The organism is Bacillus sp. CIS52, from assembly GCF_053545315.1.
Genome location: NZ_JBIUFR010000001.1, coordinates 1,091,048 through 1,108,586 on the forward strand (window position 1 = coordinate 1,091,048; position 17,539 = coordinate 1,108,586).

Sequence of the window (17,539 nt, forward strand, 5' to 3'; positions counted from 1 at the left end):
AAAAGCCAGATCACATGATTTGGCTTTTTCGTTTGCTAAGACATGTTCTGCAGACGTTCTAAACTGTTTTTCCAATTCGCTTCAAGCGCTGCAAGGGCAGCGGCGTCATCCTGCTGTTCTAATGCGTGAATGATAGCAGCGTGTTCATTGTATGATCTGGTCAATGCATCATCTTCGCTGAAATAGCGGATCTCCATTCTCTGGATTTTTACCTTCAGGCCCACAAGCAATTTGCAGAGTTCGGCATTGTCTGTAAGCAGAATGATGCGATGGTGAAACGCATTATCCGCTTCCAGAATGGCCATTTTATCGCCGGCCTTCACCGTTTGAAGCAACTCTTCATTAAGCTGTTTCAATTCCTGAATCACTGCAGCATCCATATGCGGGAGGGCTTGCTGCAGCGCGAGTTTTTCAAGCGTCCAGACAATGGAATACAAGTTTTCCGCTTCTTTTAACTCAATCGGAGCGACAAGCGTCCATCTGTTTGCCTTTGTCATGACCAAGCCGTCATCTTCCAAGCGCAATAAGGCTTCCCGTATCGGAGTGCGGCTGATTCCCAATGTTTCCGACAGTTCCTTGTCCTTTAACTTTGTTTCAGGTTTGAGCCTGCCCGTTATGATCCAGTTTCTGAGCGTGTGATACACTTCGTCCCGCATGATGGTTCTTTTCAGCACAGGTTCTTTGTTTTGATTATCCAATGGAACACCTCATGAATCGTAGTATACATACAAGCATTTTAACACAGTCTGAACGCCGGTTAGAAATGAAGAGTGATCTAAGGATGAATGGAACCGAGATGCTTTATCTCAATATGCTGAAAGTCAGCGGAACCGCCTTCAGAATAGAGCGTGATTCCCTGATCTTCGGGTTTTGGAAACACTTCATTTGTGAGAACGGTTTTTCCGTCATCTGCAAATACTTCAATACTCGTTTTGTCCACGAGAATTTTCAGATGAACGCGCCCTTTATTTCCGTCAAATGGCGCTTTGCTTTCAGTATATGTCCCGGTTTTATCAGGCTGATCTGTAAATGATCTGTTCACATAGGCACAGCCGTCTTCTGCTGAAATACCGACATCAATATGCCGCTTTTGGTCTGCTGATTCTCTGAGTCTGACGCCTGCATTTTTGATATCAGACCAAGAGATATCCATATCAAGCTGATACGTATCACCCTTGATCGGCAACGTTTCAGAACCGTTCACCTGTTTGTCTTCAGTGCCGTCCGTTGAAGAGGTTAATTGGTTCAATGCTTCAACCGGCTCTGACATCAGGCTGTAGGTGCCGCCATCCTGCTGCTGAAGGCGGATTTCACGAACGATAGAATCCGTGCCGTTAAAGCCGTTCTTTAGTGTCGGAGTTTCATTGGGATAATCCCAATTGTTCATCCATGCCAGTGCATAGCGTTTTGTCAGCGGATCTTTGCTATTGCCGTCCTCAAATGTGACGCCGCCGTACCAGTCAAACCCGTAATCGAGCCATTGCGGTTCCGCTTGATCGGCAGTAAATTCTTTTCCGTCAAAGTTTCCGGTCCAATAAGCGTACGTATTCGGTTTGCCCTGAGGTTTGCCGTTTGCGCTTGCGCCGAGAATCCACTTGGCCGTTCCGTCATCTGCACGCATCATATAAAGGTCAGGGCATTCGATGAGGCCGATCTGCTGGGTAATAAAACCGCCCGTGTAATGCCAATTCTTTAAATCGGATGATTCATAAAAGCCGATTTTTTCGCCCTCGGCCATGGCCATCACCCATTTATTATCCTGTTCATCCCAAATCACCTTCGGGTCCCGGAAATCTTTAGTGCCCGGGTTTTTCATCACGGGCTGATCACTATAGGATGTAAATGTTTTTCCTTTATCCGTGCTGTACCATAAATATTGTTCTTGTGCTTCGGTTTTGGCCGTCGGCTGTGTTGTAATGGCGACCAGTGCGTTTTTGCCGAAGCCTGCCGTGTTGTGTTTATCAATGACGACAGAACCGGTCCATATATCGCCGTTTGGGTTGGTGTATTTCGGAATAGCCGTGCCTTCGTCCGTCCAGTGCACCAAGTCCTCTGATACGGCGTGCCGCCATTCTGTGCCGTTGCCGTTCGGATAATCCCGATTATAAAGATAATAGTAATGATATTTCCCATCGAAAAAAATGGGTTTTTGAGGGTCGTTTTTCCATTTGTCCGGGGTTGTGAAATGATATGCCGCCCGGTAATTCGGTTTATTCTTCGTGTTTGTTTTTGAGGAATTGTTGCTTTTGTCCGGCAGTAAGCCGACAAACAGGAACGCACCCAGAATGAGCAATATTGCAATGGGCCATTTTCGTGCCATGATTGAATTCACCATCTTGTTTAGAAATAAAAGAAAATGCCAATGAAATATGGCATTTTCTTTTTATTATGATTAGTTGTTAACCGTAAGCTGTCCTTGTTCAAGGATGCTGTTTTTAACAACGGATGTTTTCTTGCCTTTGATGTTCATTAAGAAGCTTGGCGCAAAAGTTGCCTTTTTATCCTCAAAGAAGCCTCTGTTTGTCATGTAGCTTGTGATCACGACATTGTTGCCTTTGGCTTGAGGCACTGCGAAGTGAGAGTATGTGAACGTCACATCGTTAGGATCAAGACCCATTTGCAGTACAAGACCTGTTTTGTTCAGCGGCTTGTAAGGACCTGTTAAAGAGTTTGATACATAACCAAGCATGTAAATATCGTTTGAATTAATACCGTCGATCGTCATTTTTGAACCGCGTGAATCAGTGAACAAGTACCATTTGCCGTTCATTTTGAAAACGTTCGCCCGCTCGATTTCATCAGTTACCGTGTTTGAAGTGATCAGCGGCTTCATGACTTTTTTCAATGTGTAATCATTATTTAACTCTATCATACCGAGGGCGCCGTTCGCTAATTCAGCATCGCGTTTTTTAGCACTCTGCTGAAGCTTCTGACTTTCTTTACGGAAGAAGTTCGTGCTGCCGCCGTAGTACGCTTTGTTAAATAAAGATTCTTCGCCTTGGTATCCGTTTTCTGTTCCTGTGTTGGCTTCGAATACAAGGTATTTATGGCCTTTGTCTTCAACGTAGTGAGGGTCTCTCAGCGTATGGTTGTCGCCGGATGTATAGTTGCCTTCATCGATAAACTGCTGAACGTTCTGATATGTTTTTCCGTCGCCGTCAAAAATCGTTTTGTGATCTTCCACTCCGTTGATATTGAGCGTGCTGTCGGATTTTGACACATTTACCTGCGCCGTTGTAAGACTTTGTTTACCGTAATGTTTACCGGAAAAGTCAGTGTAGAATAAACGGATTTTTCCGTCAGAAGTAAGGGTGGCAGAACCGGACCATTCTTGTGTCTGATCTTTCAGGATTTCATCGTTGGCGTTGAACTTATCGCTGTCTTTAAAGACACGGCCCGCGTTTTTCCAGCTGTCAATCGAGTTGTCGCCGACCTTTTGATAAAACATGTAGATTGATGTGTCATCAGCGTCTTTCGGGCTTCCTGCAAGTGCAAACACGACGTGATAGCCGTTGTATTCAGCTACTGTTCCGTCAGCGTTTTGGAGCGGCCAGCTGTCCCACACATCGAGTCCTTTTGCAGATTCAATATTTTTAATCGTTGATTGATCGAATTGAGGCACTTGGTATTTTTCACTTTGCTGCTGTTTAGGGATCTGCAGCATATCATGGCGTGTGATATGAGAGACGCCGTACGTTTCTTTGTATGGTTTTTGGGTATTTTCTTTCGCGAAGGCTTGAGTGGCTCCCCCTGCCAGAAGTGCAGTCGTAAAAGTTAGAACTGTGGCTCGTTTTGCAAATTTTTTGATGTTCATGTCCATGTCTCCTTTTGTATGTACTTTTGTTGCGATCTGCCGATTCGATCCTCCCGCATTCATGAATGGCAGGTTTGTTACAGAAAAAAAGACCTAAAATATGCAAGGGGTGACGCCAAAGAATACACTTTGCCCTTAACACATTTTAGGTCTTGCCTGCTTTATCAGTAACAATCCTGCATGATTTACTTGTCGACATCATTCTATTAGACTCTGAATCTATTGACAACTGGTCTAATTTCCTCTTTTGGAAGATAGTAAAATGAAAAAAGGCCCTTTAATATATGGGTAATTGAGACTAAGGGGTGCTCCAGGCCTAGGAAAAAACCTCTCTAAAAAAAGAGAGGTTATTTTTTCTTGATAGATAATAAAGCAATGGTGGCTAAAATCAATAAAGTACCCAGCCATTCTGATATTCCGAAGGGAACATGCAGCCAGATCACTGCTAAAAAAGCTGCCGACAGCGGCTCCGCACAGGCGAGCAGGCTGGTTTCAGAGGCACTCAGATATTTCAGGCTTTCCAAGTAGCAATAAAAAGCGATGAGCGTTCCGAAAATGATGATAAATACAATCGCGGCATATGCGGATAATGACCATTGGCCTTCAAACTTCCAAGGCGGCCGGACTAAGCTGAGAGCGGCCCCGCCGATCAGCATGCCCCATCCGACGATAATGGCCGATCCCCATTTCTTCAAAAGCCGATGCGGCTGAAGAGTGTAAAACGCCAGCGCAAAGGCTGAGCTGATCCCCCAAAAGACGGCCAGGCCGGATATGGAGAGGCTGCCGGCATTCCCGTGCGTGACCAAAATAAATGTGCCTGCAGCCGCTAATAAGACGGCGAGCAGTTCTTTTCCTGAAGGCATTCTCTTTGCGCGGATCGCTAAAAAGCATGTAATAATCGCCGGCCCTAAATATTGGAGAACGGTAGCGGTGGCCGCATTGCCGTACTCAATTGCCGCGAAATAGGTGTATTGAACGCCTAACATTCCGAAAATCCCGAATAAAAGAAGGGGAACTATGTCCTGTCTGTCTTTCCAAACAGCCCATATGCGTCCTTTTTCTTTGCGGTACGCGATTCCGAGCAGAAGCGCCCCTGAAAGCAGCAGCCGTACAGAGGTCAGCCATTCTGTATTAAAATGGCGGTCCTGAAACAGATACTGGGCAACTGTTCCTGAGACACCCCATAAGATAGCTCCTGTAAGCACAAGCCAAATTCCTGTTGTTCGTGAATAGGAAAGAGCAGCGTGTTTTTCCAGCGCAGAACCCTCCTCGCTGTATTGATTTACAATGAATAGAAAAAGGCGCCTTTCATGTGATATATTATATATTACATACTAAAACGCGTCAAAGCGATTTTTTGGTGAGCGCTTACAAAAAAAGCCGTAAAAAAAACACCCCGGCGGGTTCCCGGGGTGTTTTGGTTATTCTGCAATCGCGTCTGTTAAAACAGGAACGACTTGTTTCTTTCTGGATACAACACCTTTTAAAAGAGCCGTGTTGTTTTCTAAAGTGACGTTGAATGCTTTTTCCACTTTTGACGCCTGATCGCCGATGGCAAGCGCAAGAGAATCGTTTTCCAAAATGTCCGTAATCACGAGAAGGAACAGATCAAGGTTTTTCTCAGCAATGACTTTTGAAAGGGCCGCTTCTAATTCCGGCTGACGCTTTTTGACATCTTCAATATCAACTGTGTTGACTTGGGCGATTTCGACTTTTTTGCTGCCGAGCGTGAACTCTTTCGCATCAAGGGAAATCAGCTCTTCCACCGTTTTTTTGCTTAAGTCGGCGCCTGCTTTAAGCATGTTTAAGCCGTACTCTTCCGCATCTACGCCGGCAATTTCAGCAAGCTCTTTTGCCGCTGCGATATCTTGCTCTGTGCAAGTCGGAGATTTAAATAAAAGTGAGTCGGAAATAATCGCTGACAGCATAAGACCGGCAATTTCTTTCTCGATTTTCACGTTATTTTCTTTGTACATTTTGTTTAAGATCGTAGCCGTACAGCCGACCGGCTCTGCACGATAGTAAAGAGGCTCCGCCGTTTCGAAGTTGGCGATACGGTGATGGTCAATGACTTCAAGAACCTGAACGTCTTCGATATCCTTGATGCTTTGCTGGCGTTCATTGTGGTCAACAAGGATGACGCCGTTTACTTCGTTTGCGGCTGTTTCCACAAGACGCGGGCTTTCCTGCTTGAAATAATCAAGCGCGTATTGAGTTTCGCCGTTGACTTGTCCTAGGCGGACAGGCTCAGCATTGAAGCCGAGTTTGTTTTTAAGATCAGCGTAGGCAATGGCAGAGCAAATGGTATCTGTGTCTGGGTTTTGATGTCCGAAAATAAGAATTTTTTCCATAATAACTCCTTGTCCTTTTTTGTAGTGTAAACAATCTTTTTATAGTTTAACACGTCTTGCGGAGGGTGTAATCTTCAAAACCTTAAAAATTGATGTGAAAAAGAAGCATTTTTGTTGAGAGTGGGAGCAGGTTGCGAGTAAAATACTGGGTAAGTCAGATGCTAATCAGCATGTAGTATCAAAAAAGGTACTATGGAGGATGAATTATGAACATATATCCGAATAAAGAAGGTTGCCCGGTTGAGCTGACACTTTCCGTTATCGGCGGAAAGTGGAAGGGTATTTTGTTTTATCATATGATCGGCGGAAAAAAGCGGTTTAATGAGTTTCGGCGCATCTGTCCCAGCATTACGCAGCGTATGCTGACGCTTCAGCTTCGGGAGCTTGAGGCGGACGGCATCGTGCATCGTGAGGTGTATCAGCAGGTGCCTCCAAAGGTTGAGTATTCACTCACCGAATTCGGCAGGTCGCTTGAACCGATCGTGCTGCAAATGAAGAAATGGGGAGACGCCAACCGGGAATTTCTCGAAACATACCGGGAAAAAACGTCGGCTCAAGATCAGTCCGCTCAAAAATAAGAAGCAGCAAAGGATGAGAGTCCTTGCTGCTTTTTTTTATTTCATGGCAATGGCTTTTCTGGCGTTGCGGACATCGTTTTTCAGCAATTCGCTCAAGTTATAAGCCGGATATTGACCGCGTTCTTCCATATACTCAAAGACCATTTGGTGCCACTTGATGGCCGCGTTTAAGTGCTTGACGAAGACGATTCTTAATTGAGGTGTGGCCGTTTCTGTAATGGCTCCGGCGTAATTGCGGACAGATGTTTTGGCCATGCTCAGCAGGCCGCCGCTGTAAAAGGAGGAATCAGCCCGCTCTTCTGTCTCATCTTCACGAAAGCCGGGGGCTTCAGGGAAGAAGGGAAGCAGTTCACGCAGATTTTGTTCCAGCGAGTGGATGGAAAATCTGTAAAGCTGTTTTAATCTGGCATCGCTTACTTCACGTTCCGTTCTTTTTAATTTCACAAGCCCGTTTGCCTGGAAAGCCACTAACTCGTGCAGTTCTAACGTTTCATGCCATGCTAATGTTCTCCGCTCAGTCATGGTGTGAGAATCTCCTTTATCCTTCATTTTCATTATCAGCATATGCCCCGGTCCCGATGTTGTTCCTGATGTTTTGAAGTTTCCAGAAAGGGAAACTCAATGTAAAGGAAATACGAAGCAGAGGTGAAACTATATGTGGGACATGATAAAGAACTTCTTCCTTTTCAGCAGCGGTGTTTTACAGGCAACCACTCTCTTACTTATCGTTATCGTCTTGTTATTTGTACGGAAAACCAAAAAGAAAAACAGAGATACTTCTGGTTTCATGGACGATCAGGATCATTGATACAACGGGCATTCTTTCACTAGGATGTCCGTTTGTCTGTTTTCATGTTTCACATGGAACATTGGAGCCGTCTGTGCTCATTTTACTTACGATTTTGACTTATGTTAGAATAAATACGTGTATTTTGGAGAGTTTATGGAAAATTCAGGTCTTGGAAGAGACATTGCGGCGTCAAAAGAGCAGTCGTCTAAGCTGCTCTTTTCTATTCGTATGTTCTGAATGATACAAGGTTTGAGGTGAGTAAGTGAAGAATACAAGGGCTCTAATAGAAGGCGCCATTTTGATCAGTATTTTTGCAATCATTTCCCTTTTGGTCGTGTATCTCCCTTTACTGGGGGCGATTCTTCTCTTTGCTTTGCCGTTGCCGATCATTCTTTACACCATTCGGCACGGTTTGAAGCCGGGGATATGGATGGGTCTTGCCAGCCTCCCTGTCAGTTTTATTGTGAGTTCGTTTGCCGGGCTTACAGGCGCGTTTACGGCGGCCTGTACGGGGATTGCTATGGGATATTACTTTAAAAAGAAACAGCCCGGTTATGCGGTTGCGGCCGGCGCTATTGCGTGTATGCTGTGCGGTGTCGTTATTTTTGTGTTCAGCATCGTGTTTCTTAATATGAACGTGGTTGATAACACTATGTCCCAGCTTCGAGAGTCGCTGTCTATAGCAGAAACCATGTCAAAACAGCTGGGTTACGGAGATCAGTTCGGGAAGCAGACCAAGCTGATGGAAAGACAGCTGAGCACGCTTCAATATCTTTTTCCGACTGCGCTTATATTGACCAGCATTGTTTCTGCTTTCCTCAGTTATGCTATGGCAAGGCCGTTTTTAAGGAGGTTTTTCCCTGATCTTCCGAAGATGAAGCCTTTTAGAGAGCTAAGACTCCCGCAAGTCGTTGTTATTTTGTACTTTGTTGTGACGATATTAGGGTTTCTGCATTTAGAAAAAGGGCATATGATGTATTCGGTTTCATTGAATGGGGGATACATTCTCAACTTGCTGATTTGTATTCAAGGGTTAGCGTTTATTTTTTTCTATTGCCATGAGATGGAGATGCCAAAAGCGGTTCCTGTATTAGCGATTGTGCTGGGTGTGCTTTTTCCGCTCATCATGTCCGTGTATCTCCTCTTAGGCATCATTGACATAGGCTTTAACATAAGAAATAAGGTGACGCGAAATTGAGTGTGACTTACAGGTGGGGAGTTGATAGAAATGCCTAGTTTTTATGAAAAGCCGTTGTTTCGGTATCCCATCTATGCATTGATTGCATTGTCAATCATCGTAATCCTCATCAGCATTTACTTTAACTGGCTGATAGGAGCCGTCGGCGTTGTGCTGCTCGCCGTGATCTTGTTTTTCATTAAGCGTGCGGATTCTTTGATCAGAAGAGAAATTGACAATTATATTTCCACGCTATCCTATAGATTGAAAAAAGTAGGCGAAGAGGCATTAATGGAAATGCCTATCGGGATTATGCTGTTTAATGATCAATATTACATTGAGTGGGCGAATCCGTTTTTGTCTTCCTGCTTTAATGAAAGCACGCTCGTCGGGCGCTCGCTGTATGACACATGTGAGGCCGTCGTGCCGCTGATCAAGCAGGAGGTCGATTCGGAAACGATCACCTTGAATGAGCGGAAGTTTAAAGTGGTGATTAAAAGAGATGAGCGCCTGCTTTATTTCTTTGATGTGACGGAACAGATTCAGATTGAAAAGCAGTACGAAAATGAGAGAACCGTGCTGGCATATGTCTTTTTAGATAACTATGATGATGTCACACAGGGGCTGGATGACCAGACGAGAAGCACGATGAACAGCCAGGTCACCTCATTATTAAATGCGTGGGCGCAAGAGTACGGCATTTTCCTGAAGCGGACGTCCTCGGAACGGTTTATCGCGGTGTTAAATGAACACATATTAACGGAGCTTGAAAACGCGAAATTTTCGATTTTGGATGAAATCCGTGAAAAAACATCTGTTCATACGGTATCTTTGACCCTCAGCATCGGGATCGGCGCATCGGTTTCTTCCTTGAAGGAGCTTGGAGATCTGGCGCAGTCCAGCCTCGATTTGGCTCTCGGCCGCGGAGGCGACCAAGTGGCGATCAAAATGCCGAACGGCAAGGTGAAATTTTACGGCGGCAAAACGAATCCGATGGAGAAGCGCACAAGGGTGCGCGCCCGGGTAATTTCCCACGCGCTCAAGGAAATTGTCTCAGAAAGCAGCAATGTCATTATTATGGGTCATAAATTTCCTGATATGGACGCAGTCGGAGCCGCAATCGGAATATTAAAGGTGGCGCAGGCCAACGGCAAGGAAGGCTACATCGTCATTGATCCGAATCAGATCGGATCAAGTGTTCAGCGCCTGATTGAAGAAATTAAAAAATACGAAGAGCTGTGGTCGCGGTTTATCACGCCGGAAGAGGCGATGGAAATTTCAAACGATGACACGCTGCTTGTCGTGGTAGATACACATAAACCGTCCTTTGTGATGGAAGAGCGTCTCGTGAACAAAATCGAGCACATCGTTGTGATTGACCACCACCGAAGAGGCGAGGAATTTATTAAAGACCCGCTGCTCGTTTATATGGAGCCATACGCTTCATCCACCGCAGAACTCGTGACGGAGCTGCTTGAGTACCAGCCGAAGCGGCTCAAAATCAATATGATTGAAGCGACGGCCCTGTTAGCTGGTATAATAGTGGATACGAAGAGCTTTTCCCTTCGCACGGGCTCGCGGACGTTCGACGCCGCTTCTTATTTGAGAGCGAAAGGCGCAGACACGGTTCTGGTGCAGAAAGTCCTCAAAGAATCAGTCGGTTCTTATATCAAGCGGGCGAAGCTGATCCAGCATACAACTCTTTATAAAGAAAATATCGCGATTGCTTCTCTTCCTGAAAATGAAGAGGAGTACTTTGACCAGGTGCTGATTGCGCAGGCTGCTGATTCCCTCTTGTCGATGAGTGAAGTGGAAGCTTCATTTGCCGTAGCCAGACGGGATGAGCATACGGTGTGCATCAGTGCGAGATCGCTTGGCGAGGTCAATGTGCAGATTATTATGGAGGCGCTGGACGGCGGAGGGCATTTAACCAATGCGGCAACCCAGTTATCAGGCATTTCTGTTTCAGAAGCGCTTGTCCGGCTGAAGGAAGCCATTGATGAATATTTTGAGGGAGGCGTTCAGAGATGAAGGTTATTTTCTTACAAGATGTAAAAGGTAAAGGGAAAAAAGGCGAAATGAAAAACGTAGCAGACGGTTATGCACATAACTTTCTCATTAAAAAAGGCCTCGCTGTCGAAGCAAATGCGACAAACATCAGCGCATTGAAAGGACAGAAAGAAAAAGAGAAAAAAGAAGCGATTGCAGAGCTTGAAAGAGCGAAAGATTTAAAAGAAACGCTTGAACAGCTGACTGTTGAGCTGAGTGCCAAATCCGGTGAAGGCGGCCGCCTGTTCGGATCTGTCACAAGCAAGCAGATTGCAGAAGCGCTGCAAAAGTCGCACAAGATTAAAGTGGATAAGCGGAAACTGGAGCTCCAAGACGGTATCCGCACACTGGGATATACAAACGTTCCTGTAAAGCTGCATCCTGAAGTTCAGGCTGTGCTGAAGGTTCACGTAAAAGAAGAAGCGTAATATATAATAATAGAAAAACCCGCCGATCCGGCGGGTTTTTTTATGTCAGCAGCGTAAGAAAATGATGAGAATGTTTCATGTCCGATGCTTATCAGATTGCATATGATATTACAACATAACGAAGGATGTGTCGGTATGATGCGATTTTTTTCTGAAACATATTTTAATGATCCGGAAAATAAAAAGACGCTGGAACACTATCCGCTGATCGGGAACGGAAAAGACGGGGAAGTCTATCGCTTAACACACAACAAATGCTTAAAGTATTTCTTTGAAATAGAGACATGCGAGAAGGAATTGGCAGCTTTGCAAATCGGACAAGGTTCCCCAGTGATTCCAAAACTGTATGAATACGGAGATCGTTATATTGTGATGGAATATGTTCAAGGCACCTCCCTTGCCCGCCATATTAAAACAGAAAAATCCATTTCCGAAAAACTGGCGGCTGATATTTTAAATATGCTGGATGAATTAAAGAAAATCGGTTTTACCAGATGGGACGCTGAAATCAGGCACATTCTGATCAACGAACGCGGTAATCTTAAAGTCATCGATCATAAAAGAGCCTTTTCCGCTATTGCCCGCTTTCCTGTAAAACTATTAAAAGGATTGAACCAATACGGCCTGGCGGATGAGTTTTTGGACACCATAAAAAAATTAAATCCGTCACGTTACCTGGAATGGCAGCTGCACATGTAAGTTTCTGAAAATCCGCACATGTAAGTTTCCTTTTTTTAGGGTCGTCATATGATACTTGTAACAATTGTTTGGTGGAGTGTGGAAAAAATGGAAGAATACATTATGGTTATCGGCGCTCATCCTGATGATGAACTATTGGGATCAGCGGGCACCATAAAACGGCTGATCAATGAAGGATATAAAGTAATTTCCGTTATTACGGCATTAGGAAGAAAAGAAGAAGCTCATCATATTAAACAATTAGGCGAACGTGCGAATCAAGAGCTTGGAATTGAGAAAGTCATCTTTTTGGAGCATACGAATTTAGAATTGGAATGTATCCCTCTTCATAAGCTTGTCAAAGAATTAGAACAGCTCATTCGCGTCTATCAGCCTGATAAAATCTTTACTCATCATTACGGCGATATCAATATGGACCATCAGAAAACATTCCAAGCAGTTTTAACAGCCGCCAGACCTCTTCCGGATCAAAAGCCGATTGAACTGCTTACGTTTGAAACGCTGTCTTCAAGCGAGTGGGAGAGGAATACGGCTGATAAACTCTTCAAGCCCAATTACTTCGTCAATATCACAGACACGATGGATGCCAAACTCGCGGCGCTTCACCACTACGACGTAGAAATGAGGGATTACCCTCATCCCCGTTCATATGAAGGCGTTAAACATTTAGGAAGAGTCAGAGGGATGACAGCGGGTGTGGAATACGCCGAAGCATTTGAAGTGGTGCGGAGGATCTGGAAATGAACAAGACATTTTCCGTCCCCTATCCGTATATGGTCCAGACGCTTGACCGCTACTACGGGGTCAAAACGCGCCCGCAAAAAAAGAAAGCCATAAAGACACAGATGAAACATGCAGATCAAATTCCGCCGGTATACAGGAAAAAGAAGAAGTTATCCATTTTGATTGCCACGTTTTGGGACTACCCGCACACGGGCGGTTTATCAAACTATATTAAAACGCTTAGTGAAGGCTTGAAAAAGAGAGGCCATAAGGTGGATGTCATATCCCCTAATCTGTTTCCTTCCGACAAAGTAAAAGAACTGCGGGATGCTGTTGTTCCGAAATTAAAAGATTTCTTTAAAGACAGATACGGGGATTATAACGATCATATTTTGAGAAATAATCGGCTGATGTTTGTATACGAGCAAATGCTTCAAAAGATTCCTTTGGAAAGATATGATGTGTTCCACGCTCAAGATTTATTTACAGCCAATATGTTAGGCAGGTTCAATCAAATCTATAAGAAACCTTTATTTTTTACACCGCATGGCATGTTTACTTTCAACAGACTTAAATTTCACATATTTAAAAAAGGCTCGGTAGAAGAGATTTATTATAAAACATTAGAGATGAAAGCCATTGAATACGCAGACCGCCTGATTATTATCAGCGATACGTTCCGCAGGCCGCTCATGAAGCTCGGGGCCGAACAGAAAGACATGACAACGGTGGTCACGGGAATTGATTACGATACAAAAACAGGCTGGAAAAAGAAAATCCCGTTACCGAAAAATAAGATTATCATCTCGTGTATTGCAAGATTAGGCCCGAGAAAGGGACATAAGTATTTGCTGGAGGCACTCTCGCGAATTCCGTCTCACGTACTTGATGATGTAGAAGTGCTGATCGCAGGAGACGGAGAGACAAGGAGAGCCCTGGAGGAACAGGCTCGAAAACTGAAACTATCAATGGTCTCCTTTTTAGGAAAAAGAGACGATGTTCCCGCTATTTTGAATATGACGGACATATTCGTACTGCCGACCATTAATGATAGTCTGCCCATTTCGATTATTGAAGCGATGTTCAGCAGCACGGCTATCATCGCGACCGATTGCGGGGGCATCCCGGATCTGATCCGCCATAACAAAACAGGGCTGATTGTCGAGCCGGGAAATGCAGAGGCGCTAGCCCGGGCTTTAACGTTTTTTATCTCTAACAAATCTGCGCGGAAAAAAGCTGCTTTAAATGCAAAGGCCTACGCAGAGAAGCACTTAAGCAGCGAGACAATGATCAGAAATATTGAATCCATTTATCAAAATACCATCAAGCTCGGAGGGAGATTATGAAACACGAACATGCGGCCGTTGTACTTGATTTCAGTGCAAACGGGATCGGGATGATTCGAAGCCTGGCCCGAAGAGGAATAGATGTCTACGCGTTTGACACGGAGGAACCTTATCGTATCGGAAAATCAAGATTGGCAGATTGCGGGGTCTGTCCCAGCCCTTTAACACAAGAGAAAGAACTGCTGACATTTCTGACTGATTTCGGGAAGCGATTTCAAGTAAAACCGGTTCTGTACGCAGGATCTGATGATTATGCGGGATTCATATCCAAATTCCGCGACACATTAGCCGGTTTTTTTTTATTTTTGCTCCCGAGCCGCTCTCTGTTAGAGACGGTTTTAGATAAAAGCAAAGCATATGAATTAGCGATGAAACACAACATTCCCTGCCCGAAAACCTTTTTTCCGAACAATCAGGATGAACTGGAAGAGGCCATCGCCAATATTGACTTCCCGTGTATTTTAAAACCGGTGGCCGGCCATGAATACAGAAAAAAAGTAAACAAAAAAGCAATAGTGATGAAGGATGCCGCACAATTGCGCAGGGAGTTCAGCTCCTACAGAGAAAATGGAGAACTGCTCGTGCAGGAGATCATTCCCGGAGACAATCAATGTTTTTATAAAGTGGCGACTTTTTATGATGACCAAATGAAGTTAATGGGCTTGTTTTCACTGCAAAAAAAACATCAATTTCCCGCTGATTTTGGCGCTGGGGCTCATGTCGTGAGCAAACGGGTTCCTGAATTAATTGAGAAGACCCTGCCGTTTTTTGAAGCGATTCAGCTCAAAGGAGTAGGCATGGCGGAATTTAAAAAGGATCCGCGGGACAATGTTTACAAGTTTATAGAAATAAATCCGCGCTTTTGGCTCAGCCATAGCCTGACGGAATCTGCAGGCGTTCATTTCGTTTACATGTACTATCTGTATTTGACCGGACAAAATGTAAAGCCTCAGCTCGAACAAAAAGAAGGAATCAGTTGGATTTATGAGGTGCGTTACTTCTTAACGTTTTTGAAGAAACGAAAAAGAGGAGACATGACATTCCGGCATTTTTGGAGAGGATTTAAAGGAAAAAAAGAATATGCCCTTTTTGCTTGGAATGACCCGATGCCGTTTATCAGAAACACTTGGTCCCATCTCAAAAACAGCTGGAAACGGAAGCGGAAGGAAGATCGGCATGTATGAAAAGGATCGTTTGTATGCTGCGTTTCAGAAACTGAGAATTGACGAAAAACTATCGTATTCACTTGGCGAAAAGGCGGCTGTGAATCCGGACGGCATCACATGTCTGAAATCAACGGACAGAAGCGCCATTTATAAACTCCTTGTGAAAAAGAAATCCGGGACTGTACCGCTGATTTTGAAGGTGTATAAATCTTCCCGTGAAAAAAACGCGGTCGAGATTAATATATACAGTAAAGCCCGTTCTGTCTTAGGGGATTTGCTGCCGGAAATCTATCTTATCGAAGAAAGCAATCATGAAACATGGATATTTATGGAGTTTGTCAGCCAGATCAGGGGACAGCTTACATTTCATCCTAAGCACTTCAAATATATTATTCCGTCTGTCGCAGAACTGCACAGCCGCACCTTTGAAAACAAGAAAATTTCTGACGGAAAATGGCGCTCATGGCTCCCGGTATATGAATCGGAAACGATGAGGAAGGGGCGTAAAAAGCAGATCAAAAAGACAGCGGAATTATTGGATAGGGCCCTTAAAGATGAACGTACAAAAGATATCGTCAAGCCTCATTATCGGCAGATCTCTCACTGGCTGGAGCAAAAAGGACCGGATTTTTTCCCTGAATTGATACAAAACGGCTCGGCCATTACACATGGCGACCTTCATATGCAGAATATCTGCACCCATGACGCGTCCGGCCATGAACCGTGGAACATTCAATTCATCGATTGGGAATCAGCAAAATACGCGCCGGTATGGTTCGATATGACGGTTCTTGTTGAGATTCTGCTCGGCTTCAGAAAAGATTGGAGCCGCCACGCAGAAGACATTCGGACGTTTTGTGTAAAAGTGTATGCGAAAGAAATGAAAAAGCGGGGCATTCATTTTGAGACGCCCCCTATGACACTTTATAAAATGGCTTATGTGCAGAGAACACTTGAGAAAGGGCTTCATACCCAATTGCGGAGAATATTCGACAATCGGGGAGGAGAGCTGCTGCCCTATCATGCAGACAAAGTGTCACAATGGGGACGGGAATTAGGTTTATAGGTTTGAGAGGGGGAGCGGGTTTGAGAGAAGAGATCGGGAGGCCGTGCAGTTTGGTGCCTCCTGCCTTATTGCGCGTCATGGATCAATTTTATGGCATCGGCCATCAAGATGAACAAGAGCTGCATTCATTTTGTGCGGAAAGAAAAAGCTCCCCCAAACGAAAAAGGCTGTTGCGTATTTTGTACGCAACTTTTCTCAAGTACCCGAATGTCGGAGGATTGGCGAGCTATATCACGTCAGTTAAGACAGGTTTTGAGCGCGCCGGTCATCAGGCGGATGTCATCTCGCCCCTTCAAATGCCGCCATCGTTTTTTCAGGAAGATATTCCGCGTGCGGCTGATGAAGTCAGAGTGTTTCTTCTTGGCAGATACGGCGCCGCAAACGAAAAACTTGTCAAAAATCTCAGCTATTTACATGTCTTTCAACGATTTTTGATGGAAAAGGATTTAGAGCAATACGATCTTTTTCATGCACAGGATTTGTTTGCGGTATTTTTGCTGGGGCACCTTAATCAAACGGTTCGGCGTCCTCTTTTCTTCACGCCGCATGGACATTTTACGAAAAGCCGGATGAAGTTTCATAAAATCCAAAAGGGCTCAATTGAAGAGGCATACTTCTCTGAAATAGAAAGACAGGGCATTCGGGCTTCGGATAAAATCATTACCATCAGCGACTCCTTTCACGCGCCTCTTCTGGAGTACGGTGCAAAAGAAACACAGCTGACGACTGTTTATACCGGCATTGACATCCGGGATGCACCCGAGCCAAAACGTGCTGAGAAGCTCGTGATTGCATGTGTTTCCCGTCTGACAGAGCGAAAAGGACATGACGTGCTGCTGGACGCTCTCGCACAAATCCGGCAGCACTTATCCGGAGTCGAAATATGGATAATCGGAGACGGGAAAATGCGGGGTTTTCTTGAAGAGAAGAGACGGAAACTGGGTCTTTCAAATGTGTTTTTCTTCGGAAAACGGCGTGATGTGCCGGCGCTTTTGGCTGAATCGTCTATTTTTGTTCTGCCTACATTGAATGATAATTTTCCCATAGCGATCATCGAGGCGATGTTCGCAGGGCAGGCCATTGTCGCAACTGACTGCGGGGGGATCCCTGAGATGATCCGGCATGAGAAAACAGGCCTTATCTGTCAGCCCGGCAGTATCCGGGAGCTTGCCGATGCCCTCTTAAGACTGATTACGGATCAAGCTCTCAGAGAACAGTTTGGAAAAGCAGCAAAGACCTATGCCGGCCAGCATCTGCGTCAGGAGAACATGGTTTCACAAATAGCCAGTATTTATCAATCATTTTTTTAAATGAGTGATTAAGAGCAAAGCAAAGAGACTGGGTCTTGATCT

At 44.8% G+C, this 17,539-nt stretch carries 17 protein-coding genes; 11 read left to right on the plus strand and 6 right to left on the minus strand.

Translation table 11 applies throughout. From position 1 onward, the window contains the following. Positions 1-35: 35 nt before the first annotated feature. The 5 genes from ACH32G_RS05145 to ACH32G_RS05165 all read right to left on the minus strand — a co-directional run bounded on the left by ACH32G_RS05145 (position 36) and on the right by ACH32G_RS05165 (position 6,165). On the minus strand, positions 36-698 hold the full coding sequence (locus ACH32G_RS05145; protein WP_016937350.1) for a GntR family transcriptional regulator: 663 nt from the start codon (positions 696-698) through the stop codon (positions 36-38). Positions 699-775: 77 nt separating this feature from the next. Next, positions 776-2,332, minus strand: a complete 1,557-nt coding sequence (locus ACH32G_RS05150) for a GH32 C-terminal domain-containing protein (protein ID WP_436627950.1) — start codon at positions 2,330-2,332, stop codon at positions 776-778. Between the two features lie 60 nt (positions 2,333-2,392). Then, entirely contained in the window at positions 2,393-3,814 is a 1,422-nt protein-coding gene (locus tag ACH32G_RS05155; protein ID WP_045925625.1) for a glycoside hydrolase family 68 protein, read from the minus strand. A 347-nt stretch (positions 3,815-4,161) separates the two neighbouring features. Next, on the minus strand, positions 4,162-5,070 hold the full coding sequence (locus ACH32G_RS05160; protein WP_265586274.1) for a DMT family transporter: 909 nt from the start codon (positions 5,068-5,070) through the stop codon (positions 4,162-4,164). Between the two features lie 165 nt (positions 5,071-5,235). Beyond that, complete coding sequence (locus ACH32G_RS05165; protein ID WP_004393053.1) at positions 5,236-6,165, minus strand: manganese-dependent inorganic pyrophosphatase; 930 nt, start codon at positions 6,163-6,165, stop codon at positions 5,236-5,238. Between the two features lie 206 nt (positions 6,166-6,371). Between ACH32G_RS05165 and ACH32G_RS05170 the strand changes: the two genes are divergently transcribed. Continuing rightward, positions 6,372-6,743: a winged helix-turn-helix transcriptional regulator gene (locus tag ACH32G_RS05170; protein WP_016937354.1), complete on the plus strand. Its 372-nt coding sequence runs from the start codon at positions 6,372-6,374 to the stop codon at positions 6,741-6,743. A gap of 36 nt (positions 6,744-6,779) precedes the next feature. On the opposite strand, the gene ACH32G_RS05175 is transcribed toward ACH32G_RS05170, so the two are convergent. Next, positions 6,780-7,265: a spore coat protein gene (locus ACH32G_RS05175; protein WP_016937355.1), complete on the minus strand. Its 486-nt coding sequence runs from the start codon at positions 7,263-7,265 to the stop codon at positions 6,780-6,782. A gap of 133 nt (positions 7,266-7,398) precedes the next feature. Here ACH32G_RS05175 and ACH32G_RS05180 point away from each other — a divergent pair, with 133 nt between their 5' ends. The 10 genes from ACH32G_RS05180 (at position 7,399) to ACH32G_RS05225 (ending at position 17,497) form a co-directional block, all read left to right on the plus strand. Further along, positions 7,399-7,551 carry a hypothetical protein gene (locus ACH32G_RS05180; protein WP_016937356.1) on the plus strand — a complete coding sequence of 51 codons (153 nt, stop codon included), beginning with the start codon at positions 7,399-7,401 and terminating at the stop codon, positions 7,549-7,551. 244 nt (positions 7,552-7,795) lie between these two features. Continuing rightward, positions 7,796-8,731 carry a YybS family protein gene (locus ACH32G_RS05185; RefSeq protein WP_366970936.1) on the plus strand — a complete coding sequence of 312 codons (936 nt, stop codon included), beginning with the start codon at positions 7,796-7,798 and terminating at the stop codon, positions 8,729-8,731. 30 nt (positions 8,732-8,761) lie between these two features. Then, positions 8,762-10,741 carry a DHH family phosphoesterase gene (locus ACH32G_RS05190; RefSeq protein ID WP_016937358.1) on the plus strand — a complete coding sequence of 660 codons (1,980 nt, stop codon included), beginning with the start codon at positions 8,762-8,764 and terminating at the stop codon, positions 10,739-10,741. After that, entirely contained in the window at positions 10,738-11,187 is a 450-nt protein-coding gene (rplI, locus tag ACH32G_RS05195) for a 50S ribosomal protein L9 (RefSeq protein WP_095241068.1), read from the plus strand. The genes ACH32G_RS05190 and rplI overlap by 4 nt, the downstream gene beginning before the upstream one ends. A gap of 135 nt (positions 11,188-11,322) precedes the next feature. Further along, entirely contained in the window at positions 11,323-11,886 is a 564-nt protein-coding gene (locus tag ACH32G_RS05200; RefSeq protein ID WP_099744910.1) for an AarF/UbiB family protein, read from the plus strand. 87 nt (positions 11,887-11,973) lie between these two features. Next, a complete protein-coding gene (locus ACH32G_RS05205) occupies positions 11,974-12,630 on the plus strand; it encodes a PIG-L deacetylase family protein (RefSeq protein WP_016937360.1) in 657 nt (218 codons plus the stop codon). Next, positions 12,627-13,955, plus strand: coding sequence for a glycosyltransferase family 4 protein (locus tag ACH32G_RS05210; RefSeq protein ID WP_045925621.1), 1,329 nt, complete (start codon positions 12,627-12,629; stop codon positions 13,953-13,955). Before ACH32G_RS05205 ends, ACH32G_RS05210 begins: the two co-directional genes overlap by 4 nt. Beyond that, positions 13,952-15,139, plus strand: coding sequence for a carboxylate--amine ligase (locus ACH32G_RS05215; protein ID WP_448814059.1), 1,188 nt, complete (start codon positions 13,952-13,954; stop codon positions 15,137-15,139). The genes ACH32G_RS05210 and ACH32G_RS05215 overlap by 4 nt, the downstream gene beginning before the upstream one ends. After that, positions 15,132-16,187 carry a phosphotransferase gene (locus ACH32G_RS05220; RefSeq protein WP_198698278.1) on the plus strand — a complete coding sequence of 352 codons (1,056 nt, stop codon included), beginning with the start codon at positions 15,132-15,134 and terminating at the stop codon, positions 16,185-16,187. The genes ACH32G_RS05215 and ACH32G_RS05220 overlap by 8 nt, the downstream gene beginning before the upstream one ends. 20 nt (positions 16,188-16,207) lie before the next feature. After that, positions 16,208-17,497 (plus strand): glycosyltransferase family 4 protein, encoded by a 1,290-nt coding sequence (locus ACH32G_RS05225; protein ID WP_448814060.1) that lies wholly within the window; start codon positions 16,208-16,210, stop codon positions 17,495-17,497. The last annotated feature ends 42 nt before the right edge of the window (positions 17,498-17,539 follow it).